The sequence below is a fragment of the Muricoccus pecuniae genome (genome assembly GCF_014199205.1).
GTDB classification, from domain to species: Bacteria; Pseudomonadota; Alphaproteobacteria; order Acetobacterales; family Acetobacteraceae; genus Roseomonas; species Roseomonas pecuniae.
The window spans coordinates 48723-74362 of the sequence record NZ_JACIJD010000004.1; the positions used below are offsets into that span (position 1 = coordinate 48723).

Sequence of the window (25640 nt, forward strand, 5' to 3'; positions counted from 1 at the left end):
CGGTGCCTCAGCGCGGAAGAAGGATGCGGAGCGGCGCGGGGGCGTCCTCGATCTCGACCGGCAGGGTGCCGGCCGGGTCGCCATCGGTCTGCACCGGGACGGAGCCTCCCTCGATCCGCAGCGCCGCCGCGCGCCGCGCCTCCACCCCGGGCAGTCGGGGCAGGAGGTCGAGCGGAAGCGCCGCGCCGTAGAGGGCGGTGGCCAGCGCGCCCGGCCGGCGGAAGGTCACGACGTGGAAGCCCGCCTCCCCCGGCAGCGCGCCCGGGGCGAGCATGTAGCGCCCGGCATAGAAGCGCCCCTTGGTGACGACCACCCCGGCCGCTGTCACCGCCTCCCCGCCGATCCGCACGGTCACGGGGGGGAAGGCGTAGCGGGAGAGCTCCCGCGCGGTCTGCCAGACATAGGCCCCCCGGCCGATCCGGCGCTTGAGGCCGAGGTCGAGGCGCGCGACGACCTCGGCGTCGAAGCCAGCGCCGAGCATCTGGAGGAAGAGCCGCGTCCGCCCATCCCCGAAGCGCGCGATGCCCGGGCGAAGGGCGGCGATGCGCCCCTCCGCCAGCACCGCGGCCGCACCCTCGGGCGGGAGGGGAATCCCGAGTTCCCAGGCGAGCACGTTCGCCGTGCCGAGCGGCAGGATGCCGAGCACCGCCTCGCCGCCGGCGAGCCCGCTCGCCACCTCGGCGATCGTGCCGTCGCCACCCGCGGCGACCACGGTGCCCGCCCCCGCCCGCGCGGCCTCCCGCGCGATCTCCTCGGCATGGCCCGGGCGGGCCGTGAGCGCGACCTCGGGCCGGAGGCCCCGCCCGCGCAGGGCGGCGAGCGCGCGGTCCAGGCGCCGCTGGCGGCGCGAGCCGGCAGTGGGATTGAAGACGATCAGCATGGCGTGGGGGTGGATAGCCGGTAACGGGGCCGGCGTGACCCCTCCCTAGCCCAGCCTCCCCACGGGCACGCGGATCGGCAGGGCAGGAGCCGCCCGCAGGCCCCGCTCGGCGCGGAAGAGGGTCCTCTCCGCCGCGATGCAGGCAAAGGCCGTGGCGGCCATCAGCATCGGCGCTAGCCCGGCCCGGGTCGTCGGGTCGATCACCCCGCGCCCGATCAGCGCCCAGCCGGCGAGCAGGGCCACGCCGAGGGCGACCGCGCCCCAGCGCTCCCCGCGCGCCATGGCAAGGCCGTTCGCGCCGAGGCCGCGCATGAGCAGCACCAGCGGCAGCGCGACGACGAGATCGACGAAGTAGTGCTCCCCCAGGCCGAGCGTCGCCAGCGCGGTGCCGAGCGCGAAGAGGGCGGCCCCGATCAGCACCCGCCTCCCGTGCAGCCGGGCGGCGAGAAGGATCAGCAGCGCCCAGGTGACGTGCATCGAGGGCATGACGTTGCGGGGGTGGGTGGTGTTCACCACGGGCTCGGCCGGCATCACCGCAAGGCCCCGCATCGCCTCGGCAAAGCCATCGCCGAAGACCGGCCGAGGCCCGACCGCCGGCACGGCGAGGTAGAAGGCGTAGCCGATCCCCGCCGCCGCGAGGGAGACGGGGATGAGGCCGATCCCCAGCCGCCGCCCCGACCGCGCCTCGAGCCCGGCGATGACGCACATCGCCAGGGGAAGCTGGACATAGACGAAGAGGTGCAGCGCGAAGAGCGGCGGCACCTCCCGGAACAGCGCCCCGACGGCTGCGGCCGGCTGGAAGCCGAGGGTGGCGTCGAGGCGGAGCAGCACGCCGTCGAACAGCACGGGCAGGAAGGGGATGCTGCCGAAGACGCTCGGCCACATCAGCAGGTTCCCGAGCGGGAAGGCGAGGGCGGCGGCGAGCAGGTCGATGTTGCGCTGCCGCTCAGCGCCGCGCGTGGCCAGCACCTCCCAGGCAAGGTAGCCCCAGCTCGCGACGCCCAGGCCGAAGCCGGGAAAGAGCACGAGGTTGAGCAGCGGCCGCCCCGTGGCGACCTGCAACAGGATCCGCGCCCCCTCGATCCCCAGGCCGAGGATGAGGATGCGGACCCGGGCGGAGGGCGAGACGAGGATGAAGGTGAGCACGAAGGCGCCGAGCGCCGTGGGCGCCTGCACCGTGGGGCTGAAATAGTCGTGCGGCGCGATGGTGCCGAGCCTGAGGGAGACGGCCTCCTGGATGAGGACCAGGACGAAGGCGACGCCGACCATCGGACGGACCCAGGGGAAACTTCCGCTCCTGGCCTCCGTGGCACCGAGGAGCCGGCTATGTTGCCGTGGAAGGGCTTCCGGGCCCGTTGTCAGGAGCAATCCTTCCTCCCCGTAGCAAGACGATCGTTCAGACCCCAGTACTTACTAATTTCCTTTCTCGGTCACAGGCCTGTAACAAGGATGTCATGCCTCCGCGGCGGGCTGCCGAGGAGCGGGGGTCAGCCCCCGGCGGGCTCCGCCGGCTCCCGCGGCGCCGATCCGATCGTGATCACGGCCCGCAGTCCCCCGGGCTCGAAGCGGAGCGACACCTGCGATCCGGCGCCGAGCTCCCGCGGCAGTGCGCGCTCGAGCAGGCGCGTGCCGAAGCCGCGGCGCGGCTGCACCCCGGGCTCGAGCCGAGGCCCGCCGCTCTCCGCCCACTCCACCCGGGCCCCGCCCCGATCGGCCGCGCAGGCCACCGTCACCATCCCCTCGGGGCTGGAGATGGCGCCGTACTTCGCCGCATTGGTGGCGAGTTCGTGGAGGGCGAGGACGAGCGCCTGCGCCTGGACGGGCCGGAGGGTGGGGAAGACCTCCCCGCAGTGGCAGGCGATGCGGATGCGGCCCGCCTCCGTCCAGGGCGCGAGGGCGGCGCGGACCACCTGGGGCAGCGGCGTGTCGCCCCAGGTGCCGGCCACGAGGAGGTCATGGGCACGGGCGAGCGCGCGGAGGCGGTGGTGAGATCGGTGAAGGCCTGCGCCCTCTCCCCCTGCTCCCGCCGAAGGGTCTGGGCGGCGATGGCCTGGACGGTCGCGAGCGTGTTCTTCACGCGGTGGTTCAGCTCGTTGATCAGGATCGCCTGCCGGCGGTCGGCATCGGCCCGCTCGGCCTCGCGCTCCGCCAGCGCCCCGGCGGCGCGGACGAGGGCCGCCCCCACGCGGCTCGCCTCCGCCACGCCCCGCGGAGGGCGGGCGGGGACCTCGCCGCGCCCGAGCGCGTCGGCCCCCGCGGCGAGGGCCGAGAAGGCCGCCGTCAGCCGGCGCCCCTGCCAGAGCGCGAGGAAGAGGCCGAGCAGGAGCAGCCCGCCCCCCGTCGCGGCGGCGGTGATGAGGCCCGCGCGCAGGGGCCGCGCGAGCTCCTCCTGCGGCACCACCACCACCGCGGTCCAGCGCGTGCCCGGCACCGGCGCATGGGCGCCGCGCACCGCCACCCCCTCCTGCGCCGTCGTCTCGAAGGGGTTGATCCCCGCCCGGATCGCCTCCAGCGAACGAGGCGCGGCCATGCGGCCGGCGAACCTCTCCGTGCCGTGGCTCCTCGCGACGAGCACGCCCTTCCCGTCCAGGACGGTCGCGCGCCAGGTCGCGGGCAGGCGCTGCTCGGCGATCACCTGGCTGAAGGAGGCGGCGAACAGGCCGATGCTGAGGTCGTAGAGCACCACCCCGTCGGCGCCGCGCACCGGCACGTCCACCGCGACGAGGGGATCGCCGCTTACCGGCCCGGAATAGGTATCGGAAACCTGGGGCTCTCCGGTCGCGAAGAGTTGGCGGACCACCTCGCGATCCCCGCGCGGGCTCAGCGCCGCACCCCAGGGAAGGCGCGAGTGGAGGAGCACCTGGCCGTCAGGGCCGCTGAGCGAGATCCGCGTGTCCGGGCCCCTCCTCACCCGGGCGGCCTGGCCGTGGAAGGCCTCCAGGTCGCCGCCGGCCAGGGCGGGGGAGGTGGCCAGGGCCTCCAGCATCGCGCGGGCGAGGGTGAGCTCGCGCGCCACGCCGTTCGCCAGCGCCTCGGCCCGGGCCCGCAGCATCGAATCCGTCCGCTCGCGCGCGGTGCGCCAGCCCTCCAGGGCGGCAAGGCCGAGCGCGAGGGCCGCCGGAAGGGCGACCGAGAGGGCGATGAGGATGAGGCGCGTGCGGACGGTCCGCTCCCGGCCCCCGGCCGCTCCCCTCTCACCCGGGGTCCCGGGCATCTCCTGATTCATCACGCCGTCGGTCAGCCGCTGCATTGCCGGGGGTAACACCTCTCGGGGCGAGCCGGTTGTCCCGCGCCGCCCTTCCGCCACGCCTGCCGCCCCGGGACTTCCTATGCCGCCGCGCCTCGCCGGGCTAGAAGGGCGGGATGCACTGCCGGGCTGTCCTGCCTCTTCTCGCGCTCCTCCTCGCCTCCTGCGGCGGACGCACCCTTCCCGAGCCGGTGCCGGAAAGCGTGGCGGGGCGCCTGCCCCAGGAGATCGACGGCTTCCGCCGGCTTCCGCCGGAGGGGACGCCGGGCACCCCTCTCGCCCGCTACGTCCATCCGAACGGGTCGGCCCTCTCGATCCATGCGCTCGCGCCGCCTGCGCGGGTGGGCGGAGAGGAAGCGGAGCTGGGAGTGGCGATGGAGGTGGTGGCCCGCGCGGTCGCGGTGGACGCAGCCTCCCGCCGGGAGAACGTGGCGCTCCGCCACTTCGCCGTCCGCGCGGCGGAGGCGGGGCCCGTGGCCCGCTGCCTCGACGCGCAGCTCCGCGGGGAGATCCCCCGCCGCCAGCTCGCCTGCGCCACGCTGCTGGAGCGGCGGGTCTTCCTCGCGATGATGCTGGCGCCGGAGGCGGCGGACCTGCGCCGCGGCCTGCGGGACCCGCTGCTGGGCGTCACGATGCGGGTGATCGGGGCGCTGGCCGGGAACCCGCCCGAGCCGGTGCCGGCCGCGGTGGAGGCGCCCCTGCCCCCGCCCCCCGTGGCGGCGCCGCCCGCCCCCCCGCCGCCCACGCCGCGCCGGCCGCGCCTGCCCGGCTCCGGCCCGACATGGAGGACGTAGGGGGGAAGGCGTTGGGCGGGCGGGTCAGACCCGCTCGCTCACCTTGATCGCCACCTTGCAGCCTGCCTTGATGACGGCGGCGAGCAGCTTGTAGGCCGGCGCCAGCTCCGCCTCGTTCTCCAGCCCGATGTCGCGGTGCTCCAGCTCCTCCAGGCGGAAGCGCTCGATCTCGTCGCGCAGCGGCTTCTCGTCCTCGCCGAGCGTCTCGTACTGGGCGGCGTAGTGCTCGTCGATCGCCTCCTCCACCGCGACGGTGCAGGCCATGGCGCCGCGATGCCCGATCAGCGCGGTGGCCGCGCCGAGGGCGAAGCCGGCCACGTGCCAGATCGGCAGCAGGGCGGTCGGCCGCACCCGGCGCTCGGCGATCAGGCGGGAGAAGGTGTCGAGATGGACCTGCTCCTGCTCCTTCATGTGCTCCAGGATGGGCCGGTACTTCGTGCGCCCGAGGACCGCGAGCTGCCCCTCGTAGATGCGCTTGGCCCCGTACTCCCCGGCATGGTCCACGCGGATCGTGCGCTCCACGTACTCGCGTGGCGTGGGATCGCCGGGCAGGCGACCTTCCAGCGTGCTGCGCCCCTCGGTCGTGCTCATGCGTCCTCCGTCTCTCTACGGGCCCAGGTAAGCGCCAGCCCGCCCAGCGCAAGCGCGTAGGCCAGGTTCATCGCCGCCATCGAGACGGGCAGGCCGGGAATGAGGAAGGCGGGCGCGTCGCAGGGCTTGGAGGGCACCGGGGCGAGGCTCCGCATGAGGTCGTCCACGCTCGCGGCGCCGCCCGCCGCCCCGGCCACCGAGGGGGCGGCGCAGGAGGGCAGCGGGCTCGGCCACCATCCCTGCTCCACCCCGACATGCAGCCCCGCGACCGCGCCCGAGGCGAGCACGGCCAGCCCCGCCACCGCCAGCAGCGCGCGCGAGCGCAGCACCGCCGCCAGCACGGCGATGGCGGCCGCCGCCCAGTAGGGCGGGCGCTGCCAGAGGCAGAGGGCGCAGGGGGCCATGCCGAGGAACAGCTCCGACCCCAGCGCGACCAGCGGCGCCGCCGCGGCGAGAAGGGCGATCAGGAGGGCGTGGAGGGGGAGCCTCATGGCGCCGCAAGCTGCCCCTCCCCTCCTCGCGCCGCAAGCCCGCCGCCAGCCACCCTGGGCTTGTCCTTCCGCCCGGCGGCACCAACTCCGTGGATGGACGACCCGGCACCGCGCGGCGCGTTCCTCCTCTTCCGCGATGGTCCCCGGGCCTTCCGAACAGAAACAAGGGCAGCCGCAGGAAGCGGCGCCCGGGAGGACGTGTGATGGCGGCAGCAAGAGGCGCCGGCGCAACCACCCTGGACCGCATCGCCCCGCGGGCGGAAGCGGCGCGGGAGCCAAGAATCCGACGGATCGACGCGGACGATGTCCTGAGCGCGCTGCGCGAGGGATGGGGCGATTTCCTCGCCCATCCGACGCAGCTCGTCTTCCTCGCCCTCATCTACCCCGTGATCGGCCTCGTCGCCGCCCAGGTCGCCTCGGACGGGGAGCTGATGCCGATGATGTGGCCGCTGATCTCGGGCTTCGCCCTCGTCGGGCCGGTCGCGGCGCTCGGCATCTACGAGCTGAGCCGGCGGCGGGAGGCCGGGCTGCCCGCGCGCTGGACGGACGCCTTCGGCGTGCTGCGCTCGCCCAATCTCGGCGCCATCGTCATCCTCGGCGTGATGCTGCTGGCGATCTTCGTCGCCTGGCTCTTCACGGCGCAAGCGATCTTCGACGGCATCTTCGGCGGCGCACGCCCGGCCTCGGTGGAGGAGTTCACGCGGCAGGTCTTCCACACGGAGGAGGGCCGGCGGCTGATGCTGCTGGGCAACATCGCCGGGCTGCTCTTCGCCGTGCTCGTGCTCGCCGTCTCCGTCATCTCCTTCCCGCTGCTGCTGGACCGCCCCGTCGGGCCGATGACGGCGATCCGCAGCTCCCTGCGGGCGGTGGCGATGAACCCCTTCCCGATGGCGCTCTGGGGGATGATCGTGGCGGGGCTGCTCTTCCTCGGCAGCCTGCCGCTCTTCGTGGGGCTGGCGCTCGTGCTGCCCGTGCTCGGCCATGCGACCTGGCGGCTCTATCGCAAGGTAGTGCTCGCCTGACCCGGCGGGGTGCATGATGGCCTCTCAGGGGCGGCGGCCGCGCGCCGCCGCCCGGCAAGGGGGAGATCCATGCGCACGACGGTCAGCAAGGCGGCAGGGGCGTCCTACGACGCCGGGCTCAGGGGCTTCTTCGCCTATCGCGACCTCGGCGTGCGAGAGGCAACGGGGGGCGGCCATGCGGCCCACATCATCCGCGCCGTGCCCGGTGAGGGGGCGATGCCGCGCTGGCACACCCACGACCTCGGCTTCCAGCTCGTCCTCGTCCTCCGGGGCTGGGTGCGCTTCGAGTACGAGGACATCGGCGAGGTGCTGCTGGAGACCGGGGACAGTGTGGTCCAGCCCCCCGGCGTCCGGCACAGGGAGGTCGCGCACTCGGCCGACCTGGAGATGCTGGAGGTGACCTCCCCCGCCGCCTTCCACACGGCGGAGACGGAGGCCCCCGGCCCGCCCGGGGAGGGGTAGCGGCTTTCAACCTCGCCGCCACCCCCTATACTCGTGCAGGCCCGCTTCGGGCAGCGGGCGCGGGAGAGGCATGGCACTACGGTTTCTCGCGGGTGGCGGCGAGATGGGAGAGCGGATCCGCACCCTTGACTGGGATGCAACGCCGCTCGGCGACCCCCGCCGCTGGCCGTCGCCGCTCAAGACGATCGTCGGGGTGATGCTCGCGGCCAACCAGCCGATGTTCGCCACCTGGGGCCCCGAGCGGATCATCCTTTACAACGACGGCTATGCCGGCATCCTCGGGGCGAAACACCCCGCGGCCCTCGGCCGGCGCTTCGACGAGGTCTGGCACGAGATCCTCGACCAGGTCGGGCCGCTGATCGACCGCTGCTACGACGGGCAGGGCACGAGCATGGACCACATCCAGCTCACCATGCTCCGCCACGGCTATCCCGAGGAGACGCACTTCTCCTTCTTTTACGCCCCGCTGCGGCGCGAGGACGGGACGGTGGGCGGCGTCTTCTGCGCCTGCCAGGAGATTACGGGCCAGGTGATGGCCGAGCGCGCGCGCCTCTCGGAGCTGGACCGGCTGCGCCAGCTCTTCGAGCGCTCGCCGAGCTTCATGGCCGTCCTCAGCGGCCCGGACTACCGCTTCGACTTCGCCAACCGCAGCTATCTCGACCTCATCGGCCGCGCCGATGTCGCGGGGCTGCCGCTGGCCGAGGTCCTGCCCGGCATCGCGGAGCAGGGCTTCCTCCACCTCCTCGACCACGTGCGTGCCACGGGCGAGCCCTATGTCGCCCGCGCCGCCTCTGTCCTGCTGGAGCGCGCGCCCGGCGAGCCCGCGGAGGAGCGCGTCCTCGACTTCGTCTTCCAGCCCATCGCCGACGGCACGGTGGACGGCATCTTCGTCGAGGGCGTGGACGTCACCGAGGCCCGTCGCGCGGAGTCCGAGTTGCGCGAGCTGAACGCCGAGCTGGAGCGCCGCGTGGCGGAGCGCACGGGGCAGCTCGACCGGCTCTGGCGCGCCTCGCAGGACCTGCTGGCGGTGATCGGCCCGGACGGGGTGCTGCGCGCGGCGAATCCGGCCTGGGCGGGGGTGCTCGGCCTCGACCCCGCGCGCCTGGCGGGCAGGCCCATGGAGGCCCTTGTCCCGCCGGAGGAGCGGGAGGCGATGCGCGATGCCCTGCGCCGCGCCGCCGCCGGCGCGCTGTCCGGCTTTGAGAACCGCCTGCGCCACGCCGATGGCGGCGCGCGCTGGATCGCCTGGGCCGCCGCGCCCGACGAGTCCGGGCTCATCTACGCCACCGGGCGCGACATCACCGCCGAGCGCGAGGCCAAGCGCGCGCTGGCCGCCGCCGAGGAGGCGCTGCGCCAATCCCAGAAGATGGAGGCGCTGGGCCAGCTCACCGGCGGGATCGCGCACGACTTCAACAACCTGCTGACGGGCATCATCGGCTCGATCGACATCATGCGCCGCCGGATCGAGGCGGGGCGCAGCGGCGAGGTCGGGCGCTACATGGAGGCGGCCTCGGGCGCCGCCGCCCGGGCCGCCTCGCTCACCCACCGCCTCCTCGCCTTCGCGCGCCGCCAGTCGCTCGACACGCGGCAGCTCGACGCGAACGCCCTCGTTGCCGGGATGGAGGAGCTGCTCCGCCGCACGCTGGGCGAGCAGATCGGGCTGCGGATCCGGCTGGACCCGGATCCCTGGCCCGCCCTGACGGATGCGAACCAGCTGGAGAACGCGATCCTCAACCTCGCCATCAACGCGCGGGACGCGATGCCCGATGGCGGGTTGCTGACCATCGAGACCGGCCGCGAGGTCCAGGCCCTGCCCGAGCCGGGCGAGGAAGGGATGGCGGCGGGGGACTACGTCGCCATCCGCGTGGCGGATACGGGGCTGGGCATGCCGCCCGACGTCCTCGCCCGCGCCTTCGAGCCCTTCTTCACGACCAAGCCCATCGGCCAGGGCACGGGCCTCGGCCTCTCCATGATCTACGGCTTCGCCAAGCAGTCGCGCGGCCATGTGCGGGTGGAGAGCACGCCGGGCCAGGGCACCGCCTTCACCCTTCTCCTGCCCCGCGCCGGCGCCCCGCTGGCGGAGCGCGAGGGCGCCACCCATGCCGCCGCGCCACGGGGCCGGGGGGAGACGGTGCTGCTGGTGGAGGACGATCCCACGGTGCGCCTGCTCGTGACGGAGGTGCTGGACGAGCTGGGCTACCGCTACCTGGAGGCCGCGCATGCGGGCGCCGCGATCCCCGTGCTCCAGTCGGACGAGCGGATCGATCTCATGATCTCCGATGTCGGCCTTCCCGGGCTGAACGGCCGCCAGCTCGCCGAGATCGCGCGCGCGGCCCGCCCGGGCCTGCGCGTGCTGTTCATCACCGGCTATGCCGAGACGGCGACGCTGCGCAGCGGCTTTCTCGGCACGGGGATGGACATGATGACCAAGCCCTTCGCGCTGGACGCGCTGGGCACGCGCATCCGGAGCATGCTCGAGGCCGGCTGACCCCTTCTGGACGAGACCCGCCCCGGCATGGCATCCAGGGGCCCGGCCACGGCTTCGCGGGTGTGGCGGAACGGTAGACGCGGCGGACTCAAAATCCGCTTCTGGCGACAGAGTGCCGGTTCGAAACCGGCCACCCGCACCACGGATGACCCATCTCCAGGGGTCATCCCTCTCGCTGCCCAGCCCAGGATCAAGCCGAATTGAAGCCGGCAGCCTTCCCACCCGCGCCCCCAGGCGGCAAAGCCTTCCGCATGACGCAATGGCGCCACTCCCCGCGGGCTGTCCGCCGCCCCGCCGCGGGCGAGCAGCCGGCCTCGCGCTGCCCGGCGTGACCTGCGTCACCATGCTCAGCTTTCTCTCCGGGGGCGGCCAGCTCGGCGCCCTCATCCGCGCCCATGACTGGCAGAGGACCCCGCTCGGCCCGCCGGAGGGCTGGCCCGAGGCGCTGAAGGCGCTCGTCGGCGTGATGCTGGGGGCGAACCAGCCGATGTTCGTCATCTGGGGGGGCGCCCAGACCCTCATCTACAACGACGCCTATGCCGGGATCCTCGGCGCGAAGCACCCCGCCGCCCTCGGCCGGCCCTTCCTGGAAGTGTGGTGGGACATCGAGGCGGAGCTGGCCCCGCTCGTCGCCCGGGCCCTGTCCGGCACCCCCGTCCACATGGACGACATCACCCTGGTGATGGAGCGCAACGGCTACCCCGAGGAGACGCACTTCTCCTTCTCCTACACCCCGATCCGCGGCGAGGGCGGGAGGGTGGACGGGATCTTCTGCCCCTGCACGGAGACGACCCGGCGCGTGCTGGCGGACCGCGCGCTGCGCGACAGCGAGGCCCGGGCGCACCAGGTGCTCGACAGCGTCACGGACTACGCGATCATCGTGACGGATCTCGAGGGCCGGGTCACCGGCTGGAACGAGGGCGCGTCCCGCATCCTCGGCTGGGAAGAGGAGGAGATGCTCGGCCAGCCCGCCGCGCGCATCTTCACCCCGGAGGACCGCGCCGGCGGCCGCCCGTCCGTGGAGATGCGGGAGGCGCTGAGGCGCGGCAAGTCCCCGGACGAGCGCTGGCACAACCGCCGGGGCGGCGAGCGCTTCTGGGCCATGGGCGAGCTGACCCCGCTGCTCGACGAGGCCGGGGCCGCCATGGGCTTCGTCAAGGTCCTGCGCGACCGCACGGCCCAGCGGGAGGCCGAGCGCGAGCTGGCCGAGAGCGAGGCGCGGCTGCGCGAGGTGGCGAGCGCCGTGCCGGGCTTTCTCTGGACCGCGACGCCCGGGGGGTCGGTGGATTACGCCAGCCCGCGCTGGCACGAATACGCGGGCACCATCCCCGGCCGCCCCGATGGCGGCGGCTGGTCGGCCTATGTCCATCCTGAGGACCGCCCCTCCGCCGGCACCCGCTGGCTGGAATCCGTGGCCTCGGGCACGCCCTACGAGGCCGAGTTCCGCCTGCGCCGCGCGGACGGCGCCTGGCGCTGGTGGCTCGCCCGCGCCCTGCCCACCCGCGGGGAGGACGGCGCCATCCGCCGCTGGACCGGCGTCTGCACCGACATCCAGGAGATCGTCGAGGCCCGCGAGACCCTCGCCCGCTCCCGCGCGGACCTGGAGGCGCGGGTGGCCGAGCGCACGCGCGACCTCGACCGCATGTGGCGCCTCTCCACCGACATCATGCTGGTCGCGGATTTCGAGGCGCAGATCCACGCGGTGAACCCGGCCTGGACCACCCTCCTCGGCTGGGAGCCGGAAGATCTGATCGGCCGCGACTTCCTCGACCTCGTCCATCCCGAGGATGTCGGCTCCACCCTTGCCGAGGTCGGGCGCCTCGCCGAGGGCATTACCACGCTCCGCTTCGAGAACCGCTACCGCCACCGGGACGGGGGCTACCGCTGGCTCTCCTGGACCGCGGTGCCCGACGAGCACTTCATCCACGCCGTCGGCCGCGACATCCAGGCGGAGAAGGAGGGGGCGGAGGCGCTGCACGCCACCGAGGCCGCGCTGCGCCAGGCACAGAAGATGGAGGCGGTTGGCCAGCTCACCGGCGGCATCGCCCACGACTTCAACAACCTGCTGACCGGGGTGATCGGCAGCCTGGACCTCATGCGGCGCCGGATCGCCGCCGGGCGGATCGCGGAGGTGGAGCGCTACGTGGCCGCCGCCCTCGCTTCGGCCAACCGCGCGGCCGCCCTCACCCACCGGCTCCTCGCCTTCTCCCGCCGCCAGCCCCTCGCCCCCGTGCCGGTGGACGCCAACGCGCTCGTCGGCTCGATGGAGGAGCTGCTGCGCCGGACGATCGGGGAGAGCATCCGGCTCGAGATCGGCGCGGCGGGCGACCTCTGGCACACGCTCTGCGACCCCCACCAGCTCGAGAGCGCCCTGCTCAACCTCTCGATCAACGCGCGGGACGCGATGCCGGACGGCGGCACCCTCACGGTGGAGACGACCAATCTCCGCATCGGCCCCGGCCCGGCCGCGCGCCTGCGCGAGGTCCGGCCAGGACCCTACGTCTCGATCTCCGTCTCCGACACCGGCACCGGCATGACGCCCGACGTGATCGAGCGCGCCTTCGAGCCCTTCTTCACCACCAAGCCCATCGGCCAGGGCACGGGCCTCGGCCTCTCCATGATCTACGGCTTCGCCCGCCAGTCCGAGGGCACGGTCCGCATCCGCTCCGCCCCCGGCGAGGGCACGACGGTGACGCTGCTCCTGCCCCGCTTCGAGGGCGAGGGAGAGGCGGCGGAGGAGGCCGCGCCCCCGGCGGAGGCGCCCCGCGCCGCCGGGGCGCCGCTGCGCGCCACCGAGGAGGGCGAGGTGGTGCTGGTCGTCGAGGACGAGCCGGCGGTGCGCGACCTCGTGGTGGAGGTGCTCTCGGAACTCGGCTACCGCGCCATCCAGGCATCGGACGGCCCCTCGGGCCTTCGCATCCTGGAGACGCGGGAGAGGGTGGACCTCCTCGTCACCGATGTCGGCCTCCCCGGGCTGAACGGCCGCCAGCTCGCCGATGCCGCCCGGGCCGGCCGCCCCGGGCTGCGCGTGCTCTTCATGACCGGCTATGCCGAGAACGCCGCGATCCGCGGCTTCCTGGAGCCCGGCATGGAGCTGGTGACCAAGCCCTTCTCCACCGACGCCCTGGCGCAGCGGATCCGGGCGATGATCGGCTGAGGGGCGCGGTGGTTGCTCCGCGTCCCCCGGCCGCCGCCCCTGGACTTCGCCCCCCATTCCGGTCCATCACCCGCGCCGTTCTTCCGCGACCCCGCCCCGGCCCGGCCCCCTCAGGCCCGGCCGGGCGACGCCTGACCAGGAGCCGCCAGATGGCTGCCGAGACGACCGCTACCTTCGACCGCGTGGCCGACATCATCGCCGAGAACAGCGAGGTCGCGCGCGACAGCATCACCCCGGACAGCCACGTTACCGAGGACCTGGGGATCGACAGCCTCGACTTCCTCGACATCGTCTTCGCCATCGACAAGGCCTTCGGGATCAAGGTGCCGGTGGAGAAGTGGACGCAGGAGGTGAATGCCGGCGAGAAGCCCGCGGAGCACTACTTCGTCATGAAGAACCTGGCCGCGCGCATCGACGAGCTGGTCGCCGCCAAGGGCGCCTGAGGCGCCCGATGCGCCTCGAATACTTCCAGATGATCGACCGGGTCGTGTCCCTGGAGGGGGACGCGATCGCGGTCGAGAGCCGCGTGCCCGAGGCCTCGCCGGTCTTCGAGGGGCACTTCCCCGGCCATCCCCTGGTCCCCGGCGTGCTGCTGGTGGAGACCATGGCGCAGGCGAGCGGCTGGCTCATCCTTGGGCGCAACGGCTTCGCCCGGATGCCCTTCCTCATGTCGGTGAAGGAGGCGAAGTTCCGCCATTTCGTCGGCCCGAACGCGCCGCTCGACGTCACCTCCCGCGTCACGCATGACGGCTCCGGCTACACCGTGACGGAGGCGCGCGTGACGAGCGAGGGCCGGCGCATCGCGGACGCGGAAATCCTTCTCCGCTCCATGCCCTTCCCCAATCCCGACCTGGAGGCCGCCATGCGCGCCAGCGCCGCCCGGATCGGCCTGCCCGGCCACGCGGCATGAACCGCAAGTCAGTCGTCATCACAGGCATCGGCCTCGTCACCGCGCTGGGTGAGGGCGCGGATGCGCATTGGGATGCGCTCTCCGCCGGCACGCAGCCCGTGGTGGACGAGACCACCTACGCCCCCTGGCCGGTCCACCCCCTCCCCGCCCTCGCGCTGGACAAACAGATCCCGAAGAAGGGCGACCAGCGGCAGATGGAGCCCTGGCAGCGCCTGGGGACCTATGCCGCGGGCCTGGCCATCGACGACGCGGATGCGCGCGGGCTGGTCGAGGACATGCACCTCATCGTCGCCGCCGGCGGCGGCGAGCGCGACCTGGCGCTGGACGAGCAGGTGAATGCCGAGTTGGCGGAATCCGGCGACGGCGCCCGGCTGAACGAGATGCTGGCCACGGGCCTGCGCCCGACCCTCTTCCTCGCCCAGCTCTCCAACCTGCTGGCGGGCAACATCTCCATCGTCCACGGCGTCACCGGCTCCTCCCGCACCTTCATGGGCGAGGAGAGCGCGGCCGCCGATGCCGTGCGCATCGCCCATGCCCGCCTCGCGGAAGGCCGGGGCGAGATCGCCCTCGTCGGCGGCGCGATGACGGCCCAGCGCTGGGACCTGCTGCTGCTCTACCGCGGCGGCGAGGGCCTCCACCAAGGCCCGTACAGGCCGCTCTCCGAGCGCGACGGCATGACGCTCGGCGGCATGGCCGGCTTCCTCGTGCTGGAGACCGAGGAGCATGCCCGCGCCCGCGGCGCCCGCATCCTCGCGCAACTGGACGCGGTGGCCAGCACCGCCGCCCGCCGCACCGTCGCGGGCGACGCGACCGCCGCGGCCAAGAGCCTCCTCGCCGCCGTCGCGCCCGAGGGGGTGGACGCCGTCATCTCCGGTGCTACCGGCGTGCGCGGCATCTGGGGGGAGGAGCAGGCCTTCCTGCGCGACCTCAACGCCCCCGTCCGCCACCCCGCCAGCCTCATCGGCCACGGGGTGGAGGGCGCCTTCCCCGCCCATGTGGCGCTGGCCGCCCTCGCCCTCTCCCGCGGCGCCCTCTTCGCGCCGATGGACCCTGCCGATGCGGGGGAGGCGCCCGACCTCCGGCGCGTCCTCGTCACCGGCTTCGGCCAGTGGCGCGGCGAGGCCCTCGCCCTCCTCTCCCGGCCCACTCTGACAGGCGCGGAGTGAACTCCATGCGCGACCATCTCGGCCGCCCCCTCGTCGCGGTGACGGGCATCGGCGCCGTCACTTCCCTCGGCTTCGGCGTGGCCGACAACTGGTCCCGCCTCCTGGCCGGGCAGTCCGGCATCCGCCGCATCACCCGCTTCCCGACCGACCACCTGAAGACGGCCATCGCCGGCACGGTGGACCTGCCCGGCGGCGAGGGCTTCACCAGCCCCGTGCGGGTGGAGCGCATGGCGGCCATGGTGATGGAGGAGGCGATCGCCGAGGCCGCGATCGGCGCCGCGGGCAACTTCCCCGGCCCGCTCTTCCTCGGCATGCCGCCGGTGGAGATCGAGTGGCCCGTCCGGTTCGACCTCGCCCGCCGCGCGCATGACCCCTCCTACGCCGGCATGACGAAGCAGGCGGAGAGGCGCGCGGATATCTACGAGACCTATCTCTATGGCGGCGTGGGCGAGCGCCTGGCCGCGCGCTTCGGCACGCGGGGCGCGCCGATCTCCGTCACCACCGCCTGCGCCACTGGCGCGACCGCCATCCAGCTCGGCGCGGAGGCCATCCAGCGCGGCGAGTGCGACGCCTGCATCGCCCTCGGCGCCGACGGCTCCGTCCATGCCGAGTCCCTGATCCGCTTCTCCCTTCTCTCCGCTCTCTCCACCAGGGACGACGACCCCACCAAGGCTTCCCGCCCCTTCGAGAAGAACCGCGCCGGCTTCGTCATGTCCGAGGGCGCCGCCGCGCTGGTGCTGGAGAACTACGAGACGGCCCGGGCGCGCGGGGCGACGATCCTCGGCCTCGTCGCAGGCGCAGGCGAGCGCGCGGACAACTTCCACCGCACCCGCTCCAACCCCGACGGCCGCGCCATCGTCGGCGCGATGCGGAACGCCCTGGCCGATGCCGGGCTGGAGCCCGCCGACATCTCCTATGTCAACGCCCACGGCACCGGCACGCCGGAGAACGACAAGATGGAGACCTTCGGCATGCGCGCCGTCTTCGGCGAGGACGCGCCGCCCATCTCCTCCAACAAGAGCATGATCGGCCACACCCTCTCCGCCGCCGGCGCGCTGGAGGCGGTGTTCTCCCTGCTCACCATCCGTGACGGGCGCCTGCCGCCCACCATCAACCACGACGAGCCGGACCCGAGCATCACGCTCGACGTCGTGCCCAATGTCGCGCGCGATGCGGCGGTGAGGCACGTGCTGTCCAACTCCTTCGGCTTCGGCGGGCAGAACGTGTGCCTCGTCCTCTCGGGAGAGCCGGCCTGATGCGCGCCCTCCGCCTCCACGGCGACCGTGACCTCCGGCTGGAGGAGATCCCCGAGCCCCCGCCCCCCGCCCCGGGCGAGGTGCGTCTGCGGATGCGCGGCGTCGCGCTGAACCACATTGACGTCTGGGGCTGGCGCGGCATGGCCTTCACCCAGCGCAAGCTGCCCATCTGCGTCGGCGCGGAAGCCGTGGGCGAGGTGGTCGAGGTCGGCGAGGGCGTGGAGGGCTGGAAGCCGGGAGACCGCGTCGCCCCCTATGGCGCGCAGACCTGCGGCCACTGCCGCGCCTGCGTCGAGGGCCGGGACAATCTCTGCGAGAACGTCGCGGGGGTGAAGGGCTTCCACCTCGACGGCTTCGCGGCGGAATACGTGAACCAGCAGGCCCGGCTGCTCGTGCGCGTGCCCGACGGGGTGAGCGACAACGACGCCGCCTGCGCCGCCATCACCTTCTCCACCGTCGAGCACATGCTGTTCGACAACGCCAGGCTCCAGCCCGGCGAGACGATCCTCGTCCACGCCGCCGGTTCCGGCATCGGCACGGTGGCGATCAAGGAGGCGAAGGCGCTCGGCTGCACCGTGATCGCGACGGCGGGCGACGACGAGAAGTGCGAGAAGGCCCGCGCGCTCGGCGCCGACCACGTCGTGAACTACAAAGAGAAGAACTTCGCCTCCATCGCCCGCCGCCTGACGGACAAGGTGGGGGTGGATGTGGTGTTCGAGCATGTCGGCGCCAGCACCTGGGCGGGCTCGCTGCTCGCGCTGCGGATGGGAGGGCGGCTCGTCACCTGCGGCTCCACCTCCGGCGTCTCGGCCGAGACGAACCTGATGATGATCTTCCAGCGCCAGCTCCGCATCTTCGGCAGCTTCGGCGCCTCCATGCGCAACGTGGCGGACGGGTTGGCGAAGATGGCCGGCGGCATGACGCCCGTGCTGGACCGCGTGATCCCGCTGGAGAACTTCGCCGAAGGGCTGGACCGGCTGGAGAGCCGCCGCGTCTTCGGCAAGATCGTGGTGACGATCTAGCATGCCCCGTGGCGGGCCCGCGGACGCCGCGCTGTCCGCCCTCACCTCCCTCGGCTTCGCCATCCCGCGCGCGCTGGGCCCCACTCTCGGCCCGCGCTTCGGCGCAGCGCTGGCCCGTCGCCTCGGCCCCCTCACCCCCGCGCACCGGATCGCGATGGAGAACATTGCGGCCGCCTTCCCGGAGAGGGATGCCGACTGGCACCGGCGGATCGCGGATGAGGCCTGGGACAATCTCGGCCGCGTCGCCTTCGAGTACGGCCATCTCGGCAGGATCTGGGACCTGACCGAGGCCCGCGACCCCGCCAGCCGCATCCAGTCCGACGACGCGACCCATGCCCGCTTCGAGGAGTTGCGCCGCACCGGCGGCCCCTGCCTCGTCTTCGCGGCGCATCTCGCGAACTGGGAGCTTCCGGCGGTCGCCGCCGCGCAGCTCGGGATGGAAGCCGCGGTGCTCTACCGCACCCCCAACAGCCGCCCGATCGCCGAGCACATCCTGAAGCTGCGCGAGGGGATGATGGGCGAGTTGATCCCCGCCGGAATCACCGCCCCGACCAAGCTCGCCAAGGCGCTGCAGCGCGGCGCGGTGGTGGGGATGGTGGTGGACCAGCGCTTCGGGCGCGGGCCGACCATCGACTTCCTCGGCCGCCCCGCCCAGGCGAACCCGCTGCTGGCCAATCTCGCCCGCCGCTTCGACTGCCCCGTGCGCGGCGCCCGCGCCATCCGCCTGCCGGGCGGCCGCTTCCAATTGGAGCTGACCGACCCGATCACCCTGCCGCGCGACGCCGAGGGGCTGGTCGACGTGACCGCCGCGACCCAGGTGGTGAACGACGTCATCGCCGCCTGGGTTCGCGAGTACCCGGGGCAATGGTTGTGGATGCACCGCCGCTGGCGGTGATCACCTTCCCCGCAGCATGCGGATGATGCCGGAGAAGTCGGTGCCGCCCCCGCCCTGCTCCACGAACTCGCGGTAGAGCTCCAGCGCCCGCGCGCCCATGGGGGTGGAAGCGCCGGTTTCCGCCGCCGCCTGCTGCGCCAGCCCGACATCCTTGACCATCAGCGCCGCCGCGAAGCCCGGCCGGTAGTCCCGGTTCGCCGGGCTGGCCGGCACGGGCCCGGGGACGGGGCAGTAGGTAGTCAGCGACCAGCACTGGCCGGAGGATTTCGAGGCCACCTCGAACAGCGCCTCGTGCGACAGGCCGAGCTTCTCGGCCAGGACGAAGGCCTCGCAGGTGCCGATCATGCTGATGGCCAGGAGCATGTTGTTGCAGGCCTTGGCCGCCTGCCCTGCCCCGGCCTCGCCGCAATGCACCACGGTCCTGCCCATGGCTTGCAGCAGGGGCTCCGCACGGGCGAAGGCATCCCCCGGCCCGCCCACCATGAAGGTCAGCGTCGCCGCCTCGGCACCCATCACCCCGCCCGAAACGGGAGCGTCCAGGAAGGGACGGCCAGCGGCGGCGGCCACCTCCCGCGCCGTGCCGACATCGATGGTGGAGCAGTCGATCAGCACCGTCTCCGGCGCCGAGGCCGCGGCCAACCCGCCGGTGCCGAGCCAAGCCTCCCGCACGTGCTGCCCGGCCGGAAGCATGGTGAGGACGAACTCCGCCCCGCCCGCCGCCTCGGCTCCCGAGGTCGCCGGCCGCGCACCCTCCGCCCGCGCCATCGCCCCGGCCGAGAGATCATAGACGGACACCTCGTGCCCGGCCCTGACCAGGTTCCGCGCCATCGGCGCGCCCATGTTGCCGAGTCCCACGAATCCGATCCGGGCCACCGCTTCCTCCGTTCCTGTTGCGCGAAGGCTAGGCCGCGGCCCGGCACGGGTCCACTCGGCAACAGGCTGGGAGGCGCCGCGCCCGACGCGTCTTCCGGACCAGAGCCCCCCTTCCAGCGGGCCCGCGTCAGGCCGCGGCGGCGAAGCGCGCGGCCAGGTCCGCCGGCAGCTTGATGGGCGAGCGGAAAGCCAGGCCCAGCGCATCACCGGGGCGCTGACCGACCACAACCGCCTCGCCCGCCAGCCCGAGTGCCGGCACCCGCAGCTCGCCTGCCGCTCCCTCGGCGGCGTTCGCCTCGGTCCGCACCTGCGCACCGCCTTCCGAGATGTCCACGAGGCGGGCAGCATGCATCTTCCCATCCAGAACGAGCTCACAGGGCAGGTCCAGCGAGACACGCTGGCTCGTGCGCCGTTCCGCCTCGGCGACCGAGTTGCGGATGGACTGGATGAGGAACCGGCGCGAACGGTCCGTGTTGCTGGCCAGCCCGCCGGCATCGGCCTGGAGCTGGCTCGCGCGCTCGTTCGCCTCGCCGGCAATCGAGACGACGCCGGCCATCATCTCCGTCACGGATTCCACCGCCGTCGCGGCATGGGCCACAGAGCGGCTGATCTCCTGCGTGGCCGCGCTCTGCTGCTCCATGGCGGCCGCGATCGCGACGGAGACCTCGCCCATCTCGCTCACCCGGCCACCGATACGCCCGACCACGTCCACCGTCTCGGTCGTGGCGTTCTGGATCTGCGAGATCTGGTTGCTGATCTCCTCCGTCGCCCGCGCCGTCTGGCTGGCGAGGTTCTTCACTTCTCCCGCGACGACGGCGAAGCTGCGGCCGGCCTCCCCGGCCCGCGCCGCCTCGATGGTGGCGTTGAGGGCGAGCAGATGGGTCTGACTCGCGATCTCGGTGATGAGGGAGGCGATCTGTCCGATCTGCGCCACCTCCGTCCGAAGCTGCGAGATGGTCCTCGTCGCGGCCTCGCTCTCCTCGACCGCGCCGCGCGTGACCTCGCCCGCATGGGTGATGCGGCGGTTGATCTCGCCGATCGAGGCCGCCAGCTCCTCCGCCGCCGCGGCGACGGTCTGGGAGCTACCCAGGGCCTCGGTCGCGGCACGGGCGGCGGTGTCGGCGCGCTCGCTCACGGAGCCCACCGCATCAGCCATGCCGTTCGCGTAGCGCGCCATGCTGGAGGTAGCGGTCGTGACTTCCTCAGCCGTCTGGTTCGCCGCGCGCTCCACCTTATCGGCCATCTCCTGCAGCGCCTTGACGCGCTCCTGCAGCTCGTCGCGCGCACGCTGCGCCCGGACTTCCTCGGCATAGGCAAGCTTCGCCCTGAGACTGCGCAGCAGGCGGCTGATCGCGCGCAGCTCGTAGACGGGCACGTCGTCGATGCTGTGCTGCAGGTCGCCGCGGGCGAGCGCGCCGAACTGCGCCTCGATGCGGGAAACGGCGCGCTGCATCCGGCGCATGGCCAGCGCGGCCCGCAGCGCGACGGCACCGCCGATGCAGCCCAGCGCCACGGCACGGGTGAAGGCATCCACGCCCATCGTGCCCGCGACGATGCTCGCCGAAACCGCGCCGAAGATGACAGCGAGGTCGACCGCCGTGCCGCTCGCGATGCCGTGCATCACCCGGCGCCACAGCGCCAGCGGACCGCGCCGCAGGATGGCGCCGCCCTGGACCTGCAGCCCGCCCGCACGCCCTTCCCGCAGCGCGGCATAAGCGGCCTCGGCCGCGGCGACGTCCTCCCGCTCGGGCCGCGTGCGGATGGAGATATAGCCCTGCACGATGCCGTTCTCGACGACGGGCGTGACATTCGCGCGGACCCAGTAGAAGTCACCGTTCTTCGCGCGGTTCTTCACCAGCCCTTCCCAGGGCTGCCCTGCACGGACCGTATCCCAGAGGTCGCGGAAGGCGGCCTTCGGCATGTGTGGGTGCCGCACGAGGTTGTGCGGAGCGCCGATCAGCTCCTCGCGCGTGAAGCCGCTGACCTGCACGAAGGCGTCGTTAGCGAAAACGATCCGCCCGCCCGTGTCGGTTTGGGATACGAGGAGCGTGCCTTCCGGCAGCGGAACCTCGTTCGTCGTGATCGGTCCATTATCGCGCATCGTGCAGGCCCGGCATCCTGGGTTTTCTCAAGACCTGCAGGATAAACACGGACACGTTACCACGAGCCTAAACGGCGCAGATTCCACTGGGTCAGACAGGGATCTCGCCGGGCGGCTTCAACGCGGTCAGCACGAAGGAGGACTTCGTTTCCTTCACGCCGGGCATCCGCAACAGCGCGCGCATGGCGAAGTCGGCATAGGCCTCAAAATCGGTGGCAAGCACGTGCAGCAGGTAGTCCATCTCGCCGCTCATCGCATAGGCCGCCAACACCTCCGGCCGGGCCGAGAGGGCCTTCTGAAATCCCTCGACCACCTCCTCCGCATGACTCGACAAGGCGACGAGAACGAAGGCCTGCAAGGGCAGTCCCACGCGCGCGGGTTCCAGAACGGCGGCGTAGCGCGCGATCACGCCCGTCTCTTCAAGGCGCCGCACCCGCCGCTGACAGGGCGTGGGCGAGAGGCCGATCTGCTCGGCCAGCGCGACCACGGGCAGCCTTCCATCCCGTTGCAGGGCACGCAGGATCCGGCGATCGATCGAGTCGAGGGGTGGAGCGGTTTTCGCCATGGCGGTCGGCTTTCCTGGTGTTCTTCGCTCAGGATAGCCCTCGATTCCGGCAGATTTACCGCTTTTCTCTCCCTCTTCCCTCCTAGGCTCGGGGACAACGAGATTAGGGAGGCACCACCCATGGATGGCACGACCCGGCCCGAGGACGGCATCATCGGCACGGCTACGCTGCCCCTTGGGCTGCGCGGGGATTACGACCGCGCCCAGCCCGACGGCACCCTTCCGGAAGCGGTGCTCGCCCCGAGATCGGAGGCCGACCACGCCACCTGGCGCAGCCTCGTCGCCCGCCAGCGCACCATCTTCCCCGGGCGCGCCGCCTCCGCCTGGCTGGAAGGGCTGGACCGCCTCCGCTGCGACGAGGCCGTTCCGACACTCGAAGGCGCCTCCGCGATCTTGCGGGCCGCGACCGGCTGGCAACTCGTCCCCTGCCCCGGCCTGCTGCCGGACGCGCAGTTCTTCGCCCTGCTGGCCACGCGCCGCTTCCCGGTGACGCACTGGATCCGCAGGCCGGAGGAGCTGGACTACATCGTGGAGCCGGACATCTTCCACGATTTCCTCGGCCATGTGCCGCTGCTCACCCAGCCCGACTATGCAGAGTTCCTCGAAGCCTACGGGCATCTTGGGCTGCGTGCGGAGAAGCGCGGGCAGCTCGCTCCGCTCGCGCGTTTCTACTGGTTCATGGTGGAGTTCGGACTGATCGCCGAGCGCGACGGGCTGCGCGCCTATGGCGCGGGCATCCTCTCATCCCGCACGGAAACGCTGCACGCCCTCTCCGACGCGCCGCGGCGGCTGCGCTTCGACATGGCCCGCGTCCTGCGGAGCACCTACCGGATCGACGATGTCCAGCCCGTCTACTTCGTGATCAAGGACTATGCCGAGCTGTTCGCCGCCATCGATCAGGCTCCAGCCCTGCTGGAGGCCGCGATGAGGGCAGCGCCGGTCCCGCCCGGCGGGCACGAGGCAGGCGACGAGGTCTGGCAGGGCTAGCGGGGAGAGAATCCCCGCGCCCCGGCCTCGTCGAGGGCCCGCTGCTCCGCGCGGCGCCTCGCGCGCTCCGCTTCGGCCGCGCGGAGCTCGGCCAGCTTCTCCACGGCCCGCTCCGCCGCACGGGCCACCCCCAGGGCGCTCGCGGCCTCGGCGGACCGGGCCTCGGCTAGACGGTGCTCCGCGGCCGTCGCATCGCGGGCCGCCAGGCCGCGCGGCAGCCAAGCGGCGAAAGCCGGATGCCCGCTCATCGCTTCCTCCTGCAAGGCCCGCTCGGCGGCCGCTTCACGGGCGGCAGCTTCCTCTCGGGCGATCGCGCTCTCCATGAGACGCCGCCTCGCCTCCATCACCTCCGCATTGCGGAGGCGCGCGAGCACGGCCAGCGGGTCACGTCCCTTGCGGCTCATGCCGGCGCCGCCATGGCGGCGGCCAGGGCCGCGAAAGCGCCCGCCACGCTTCCCTTCTCGTCCTTGCCTTGGCGCAGCACGTCCTCGATCAGGGGGGCGAGCCGCACCGCCTCGTCCACGGCAGGGTCGCTTCCGGCGCGATAGGCGCCCAGCCGCACCATGTCGGCCATGTCCCGGTGCAGCGACAGGATTCGCCTTGCCCGCTCCAGGACCGTCCTCTCCGGCGGCTCCAGGCAGCCTGGCACGGTGCGGGAGAGGCTGCGAAGAACGTCGACGGCCGGATAGCGCCCGCCCTCTCCGATCCGGCGATCCAGCACGACATGGCCGTCGAGGATTCCGCGCACGGCGTCGGCCACGGGCTCGTCGTGGTCATCTCCCTCCACCAGGACGGTGAAAAGGCCTGTGATCGACCCGGCACAACCCTCCGGGCCCGGCCCCGCCCGCTCCAGCAGCCGAGGCAGCTCGGCGAAGACGCTCGGCGGGAAGCCCTTGGTCGCGGGCGGCTCGCCGGCCGAGAGGCCGATCTCGCGCAGGGCCATGGCGAAGCGCGTCACGCTGTCCATCATGAGCAGGACGCGCTTGCCCTCGTCGCGGAAGTGCTCCGCCACAGCCATTGCCGCCAGCGCCGCGTCCCGGCGCATCAGGGGCGCCGCGTCCGAGGTGGCGCAGATGACCACGCTCCGCCCGAGGCCCGCCGGCCCCAGGTCGTCCTCGATGAACTCGCGCAGCTCGCGCCCGCGCTCCCCGACCAGCCCGATCACCGCCACGTCGCAGTCCGCGTGACGGGCCAGCATGGACATGAGGCTGGACTTACCGACTCCGGAGGCGGCGAAGAGGCCGAGTCGCTGACCGCGCCGGCATGTTGCGAAGGCGTCCATAGCCCGGACGCCCAGATCGATCCGGGGGCCAAGCCTGGCGCGCGTGCCCGCTTCCGGTGGCGGAGCCCGCAACGGACGAGGCATCCCCCCCTGCGAAAGAGGCCCACCCCCGTCCATCGGGCGGCCCGTGGGGTCCAGCACACGCCCGAGCCAGGCATCGCAGGGGCGCAGCACGACAGGCCCCGCATCCTCAACGCGGGCACCAACCGAGATGCCGTCTAGCTCTCGCCGGCCTACGGCTGTTGCCGTCCCATCGCTGACCGACACAACTTCCGCGTGTATCTTTTCGCGAGACGGACCAAGGACTTCGATACAACCCCCGATTGGTGGTAGTGGATGTAGACCAGCGATCTCGAGAGAGAGACCGCGAACCGATCGAACCCGCCCATGGGCAGAAACAGGCCTTATTCCGGGCGCGAATCGCGCGCTACCCACTTGGAGTGAAGACAACCGGCTCATGTCCAGTATCATTTTTTGTACTCCGTCTCGCATCTTTATACGACAAGAAGGTAAAATACCCCTTCACTGCTCGCGCAAAAGTTGTCCTAATGCTCGAAGAACGAGTGGAGAACACAAGATGCGTGTCCTGCTGGTCGAAGACGACCTCACCACTGCCCGCGGCGTTACCCTCATGCTCAAGACCCAGGGCATGATCGTGGATGCTGCCGATACCGGAGAGGAGGCCCTCGAACTGGCCCGCCTCTACGACTACGACATCGTCATCCTCGACCTCATGCTGCCGGATATGGAAGGCTACGAGGTGGTTCGCCGCCTCCGTGCCGCGCGGCAGGCGACGCCGGTGCTGATCCTCTCCGGCCTGTCCCGCCCCGCCGCCAAGGTGAAGGGCCTGGGCCTCGGTGCCGACGACTTCATCGTCAAGCCCTTCGACAGCCAGGAGCTGATCGCCCGGATCCAGGCGATCGTCCGCCGCACCAAGGGCTTCTCCCAGCCGAGCGTCTCAGTGGGCAATCTCACCCTCGACCTCGGCGCCCGCGAGGCGAGCGTGGATGGCCGGGCCGTCCACCTCACGGGCAAGGAGTACGCGATCCTCGAGCTCCTCACCCTCCGCAAGGGCATGGTGATGACCAAGGAGGCCTTCCTGAACCATCTCTACGGCGGCATGGACGAGCCCGAGGTGAAGATCATCGACGTCTTCATCTGCAAGCTCCGCAAGAAGCTCGCCCAGGCCGGATGCGACGAGCTGATCGGCACGGTCTGGGGTCGCGGCTACGTGCTGCGCGATCCTTCCAACTCCGTCCGTAATCCGGCCGGCTTTCTCGCCGCTGCCCCGCAAACGAGCCGCGCCGCGGCCTGACGCAAGCTGTGGGCGGCCTTGTGCCGCCCAGCCTGCCCGGAGGCCCGGGTGATCTCCTTCCCAGAGGAGACCACCCGGGCCTCAGTGCTGTCCGGGCCAAGCAGGCCAGGAGTTTGGTCACTCTCCTGACCCGCCC

23 protein-coding genes, 1 tRNA gene and 1 pseudogene are annotated in these 25640 nt (G+C 72.6%); 14 read left to right on the top strand and 11 right to left on the bottom strand.

Features of this window, described 5'->3' with window-relative positions; all coding sequences use genetic code 11:
* Positions 1 to 7: 7 nt before the first annotated feature.
* The 4 genes and pseudogenes from FHS87_RS05565 to FHS87_RS05580 form a co-directional block, all read right to left on the bottom strand.
* Positions 8 to 880 (bottom strand): diacylglycerol/lipid kinase family protein, encoded by an 873-nt coding sequence (locus FHS87_RS05565; RefSeq protein WP_184514766.1) that lies wholly within the window; start codon positions 878 to 880, stop codon positions 8 to 10.
* 45 nt (positions 881 to 925) lie between these two features.
* On the bottom strand, positions 926 to 2149 hold the full coding sequence (locus FHS87_RS05570; protein WP_184514768.1) for a phosphatase PAP2 family protein: 1224 nt from the start codon (positions 2147 to 2149) through the stop codon (positions 926 to 928).
* A 218-nt stretch (positions 2150 to 2367) separates the two neighbouring features.
* A complete protein-coding gene (locus FHS87_RS05575; RefSeq protein WP_184515210.1) occupies positions 2368 to 2607 on the bottom strand; it encodes a hypothetical protein in 240 nt (79 codons plus the stop codon).
* A 293-nt stretch (positions 2608 to 2900) separates the two neighbouring features.
* Positions 2901 to 4130: pseudogene (locus FHS87_RS05580) on the bottom strand (HWE histidine kinase domain-containing protein); the annotation flags it as partial.
* A 113-nt stretch (positions 4131 to 4243) separates the two neighbouring features.
* Here FHS87_RS05580 and FHS87_RS05585 point away from each other — a divergent pair.
* Positions 4244 to 4921, top strand: a complete 678-nt coding sequence (locus tag FHS87_RS05585) for a hypothetical protein (RefSeq protein WP_184514773.1) — start codon at positions 4244 to 4246, stop codon at positions 4919 to 4921.
* 24 nt (positions 4922 to 4945) lie between these two features.
* On the opposite strand, the gene FHS87_RS05590 is transcribed toward FHS87_RS05585, so the two are convergent.
* Both FHS87_RS05590 and FHS87_RS05595 read right to left on the bottom strand, forming a co-directional pair.
* Positions 4946 to 5512, bottom strand: a complete 567-nt coding sequence (locus tag FHS87_RS05590) for a demethoxyubiquinone hydroxylase family protein (protein ID WP_184514775.1) — start codon at positions 5510 to 5512, stop codon at positions 4946 to 4948.
* The gene (locus tag FHS87_RS05595; RefSeq protein ID WP_184514777.1) at positions 5509 to 6003 is read right to left on the bottom strand and encodes a disulfide bond formation protein B; all 495 of its coding nucleotides are present in this window, start codon (positions 6001 to 6003) and stop codon (positions 5509 to 5511) included. Before FHS87_RS05595 ends, FHS87_RS05590 begins: the two co-directional genes overlap by 4 nt.
* Before the next feature lie 203 nt (positions 6004 to 6206).
* On the opposite strand from FHS87_RS05595, the gene FHS87_RS05600 reads away from it, so the two are divergent.
* The 11 genes from FHS87_RS05600 (at position 6207) to FHS87_RS05650 (ending at position 18381) form a co-directional block, all read left to right on the top strand.
* Entirely contained in the window at positions 6207 to 7025 is an 819-nt protein-coding gene (locus FHS87_RS05600; RefSeq protein ID WP_184514779.1) for a DUF2189 domain-containing protein, read from the top strand.
* Between the two features lie 69 nt (positions 7026 to 7094).
* Positions 7095 to 7487, top strand: coding sequence for a cupin domain-containing protein (locus FHS87_RS05605; RefSeq protein ID WP_184514781.1), 393 nt, complete (start codon positions 7095 to 7097; stop codon positions 7485 to 7487).
* Between the two features lie 70 nt (positions 7488 to 7557).
* Positions 7558 to 9975 carry a PAS domain-containing protein gene (locus FHS87_RS05610; protein ID WP_184514783.1) on the top strand — a complete coding sequence of 806 codons (2418 nt, stop codon included), beginning with the start codon at positions 7558 to 7560 and terminating at the stop codon, positions 9973 to 9975.
* A 56-nt stretch (positions 9976 to 10031) separates the two neighbouring features.
* Positions 10032 to 10117, top strand: a tRNA-Leu gene (locus FHS87_RS05615).
* A 117-nt stretch (positions 10118 to 10234) separates the two neighbouring features.
* Positions 10235 to 13132, top strand: a complete 2898-nt coding sequence (locus FHS87_RS05620) for a PAS domain S-box protein (protein WP_221299582.1) — start codon at positions 10235 to 10237, stop codon at positions 13130 to 13132.
* A 149-nt stretch (positions 13133 to 13281) separates the two neighbouring features.
* Positions 13282 to 13575: an acyl carrier protein gene (locus FHS87_RS05625; RefSeq protein ID WP_184514785.1), complete on the top strand. Its 294-nt coding sequence runs from the start codon at positions 13282 to 13284 to the stop codon at positions 13573 to 13575.
* Positions 13576 to 13583: 8 nt separating this feature from the next.
* Positions 13584 to 14042: a 3-hydroxyacyl-ACP dehydratase FabZ family protein gene (locus FHS87_RS05630; RefSeq protein ID WP_184514787.1), complete on the top strand. Its 459-nt coding sequence runs from the start codon at positions 13584 to 13586 to the stop codon at positions 14040 to 14042.
* Positions 14039 to 15208, top strand: a complete 1170-nt coding sequence (locus FHS87_RS05635) for a beta-ketoacyl-ACP synthase (protein ID WP_184514789.1) — start codon at positions 14039 to 14041, stop codon at positions 15206 to 15208. The genes FHS87_RS05630 and FHS87_RS05635 overlap by 4 nt, the downstream gene beginning before the upstream one ends.
* Before the next feature lie 5 nt (positions 15209 to 15213).
* Positions 15214 to 16464, top strand: coding sequence for a beta-ketoacyl-ACP synthase (locus FHS87_RS05640; RefSeq protein WP_184514790.1), 1251 nt, complete (start codon positions 15214 to 15216; stop codon positions 16462 to 16464).
* A complete protein-coding gene (locus FHS87_RS05645; RefSeq protein WP_184514792.1) occupies positions 16464 to 17486 on the top strand; it encodes a zinc-binding dehydrogenase in 1023 nt (340 codons plus the stop codon). Before FHS87_RS05640 ends, FHS87_RS05645 begins: the two co-directional genes overlap by 1 nt.
* 1 nt (position 17487) lies before the next feature.
* Positions 17488 to 18381, top strand: coding sequence for a lipid A biosynthesis lauroyl acyltransferase (locus tag FHS87_RS05650; protein ID WP_184514794.1), 894 nt, complete (start codon positions 17488 to 17490; stop codon positions 18379 to 18381).
* Here FHS87_RS05650 and mmsB read toward each other — a convergent pair whose 3' ends face one another.
* The 3 genes from mmsB to FHS87_RS05665 all read right to left on the bottom strand — a co-directional run bounded on the left by mmsB (position 18382) and on the right by FHS87_RS05665 (position 21920).
* Positions 18382 to 19254: a 3-hydroxyisobutyrate dehydrogenase gene (gene mmsB / locus FHS87_RS05655; RefSeq protein WP_184514795.1), complete on the bottom strand. Its 873-nt coding sequence runs from the start codon at positions 19252 to 19254 to the stop codon at positions 18382 to 18384.
* Between the two features lie 127 nt (positions 19255 to 19381).
* Positions 19382 to 21355: a methyl-accepting chemotaxis protein gene (locus FHS87_RS05660; protein ID WP_184514798.1), complete on the bottom strand. Its 1974-nt coding sequence runs from the start codon at positions 21353 to 21355 to the stop codon at positions 19382 to 19384.
* A 91-nt stretch (positions 21356 to 21446) separates the two neighbouring features.
* Positions 21447 to 21920, bottom strand: coding sequence for an Lrp/AsnC family transcriptional regulator (locus FHS87_RS05665; protein WP_184514800.1), 474 nt, complete (start codon positions 21918 to 21920; stop codon positions 21447 to 21449).
* Between the two features lie 120 nt (positions 21921 to 22040).
* Here FHS87_RS05665 and phhA point away from each other — a divergent pair, with 120 nt between their 5' ends.
* The gene (phhA, locus tag FHS87_RS05670; protein WP_184514801.1) at positions 22041 to 22907 is read left to right on the top strand and encodes a phenylalanine 4-monooxygenase; all 867 of its coding nucleotides are present in this window, start codon (positions 22041 to 22043) and stop codon (positions 22905 to 22907) included.
* Here phhA and FHS87_RS05675 read toward each other — a convergent pair.
* Positions 22904 to 23311 (bottom strand): hypothetical protein, encoded by a 408-nt coding sequence (locus FHS87_RS05675; RefSeq protein ID WP_184514803.1) that lies wholly within the window; start codon positions 23309 to 23311, stop codon positions 22904 to 22906. The two genes, phhA and FHS87_RS05675, sit on opposite strands and share 4 nt — an antisense overlap.
* Positions 23308 to 24681: a FliI/YscN family ATPase gene (locus FHS87_RS05680; protein WP_456306605.1), complete on the bottom strand. Its 1374-nt coding sequence runs from the start codon at positions 24679 to 24681 to the stop codon at positions 23308 to 23310. The genes FHS87_RS05675 and FHS87_RS05680 overlap by 4 nt, the downstream gene beginning before the upstream one ends.
* Positions 24682 to 24766: 85 nt before the next feature.
* Between FHS87_RS05680 and ctrA the strand changes: the two genes are divergently transcribed.
* The gene (gene ctrA / locus FHS87_RS05685; protein ID WP_184514806.1) at positions 24767 to 25504 is read left to right on the top strand and encodes a response regulator transcription factor CtrA; all 738 of its coding nucleotides are present in this window, start codon (positions 24767 to 24769) and stop codon (positions 25502 to 25504) included.
* Positions 25505 to 25640 lie beyond the last annotated feature (136 nt).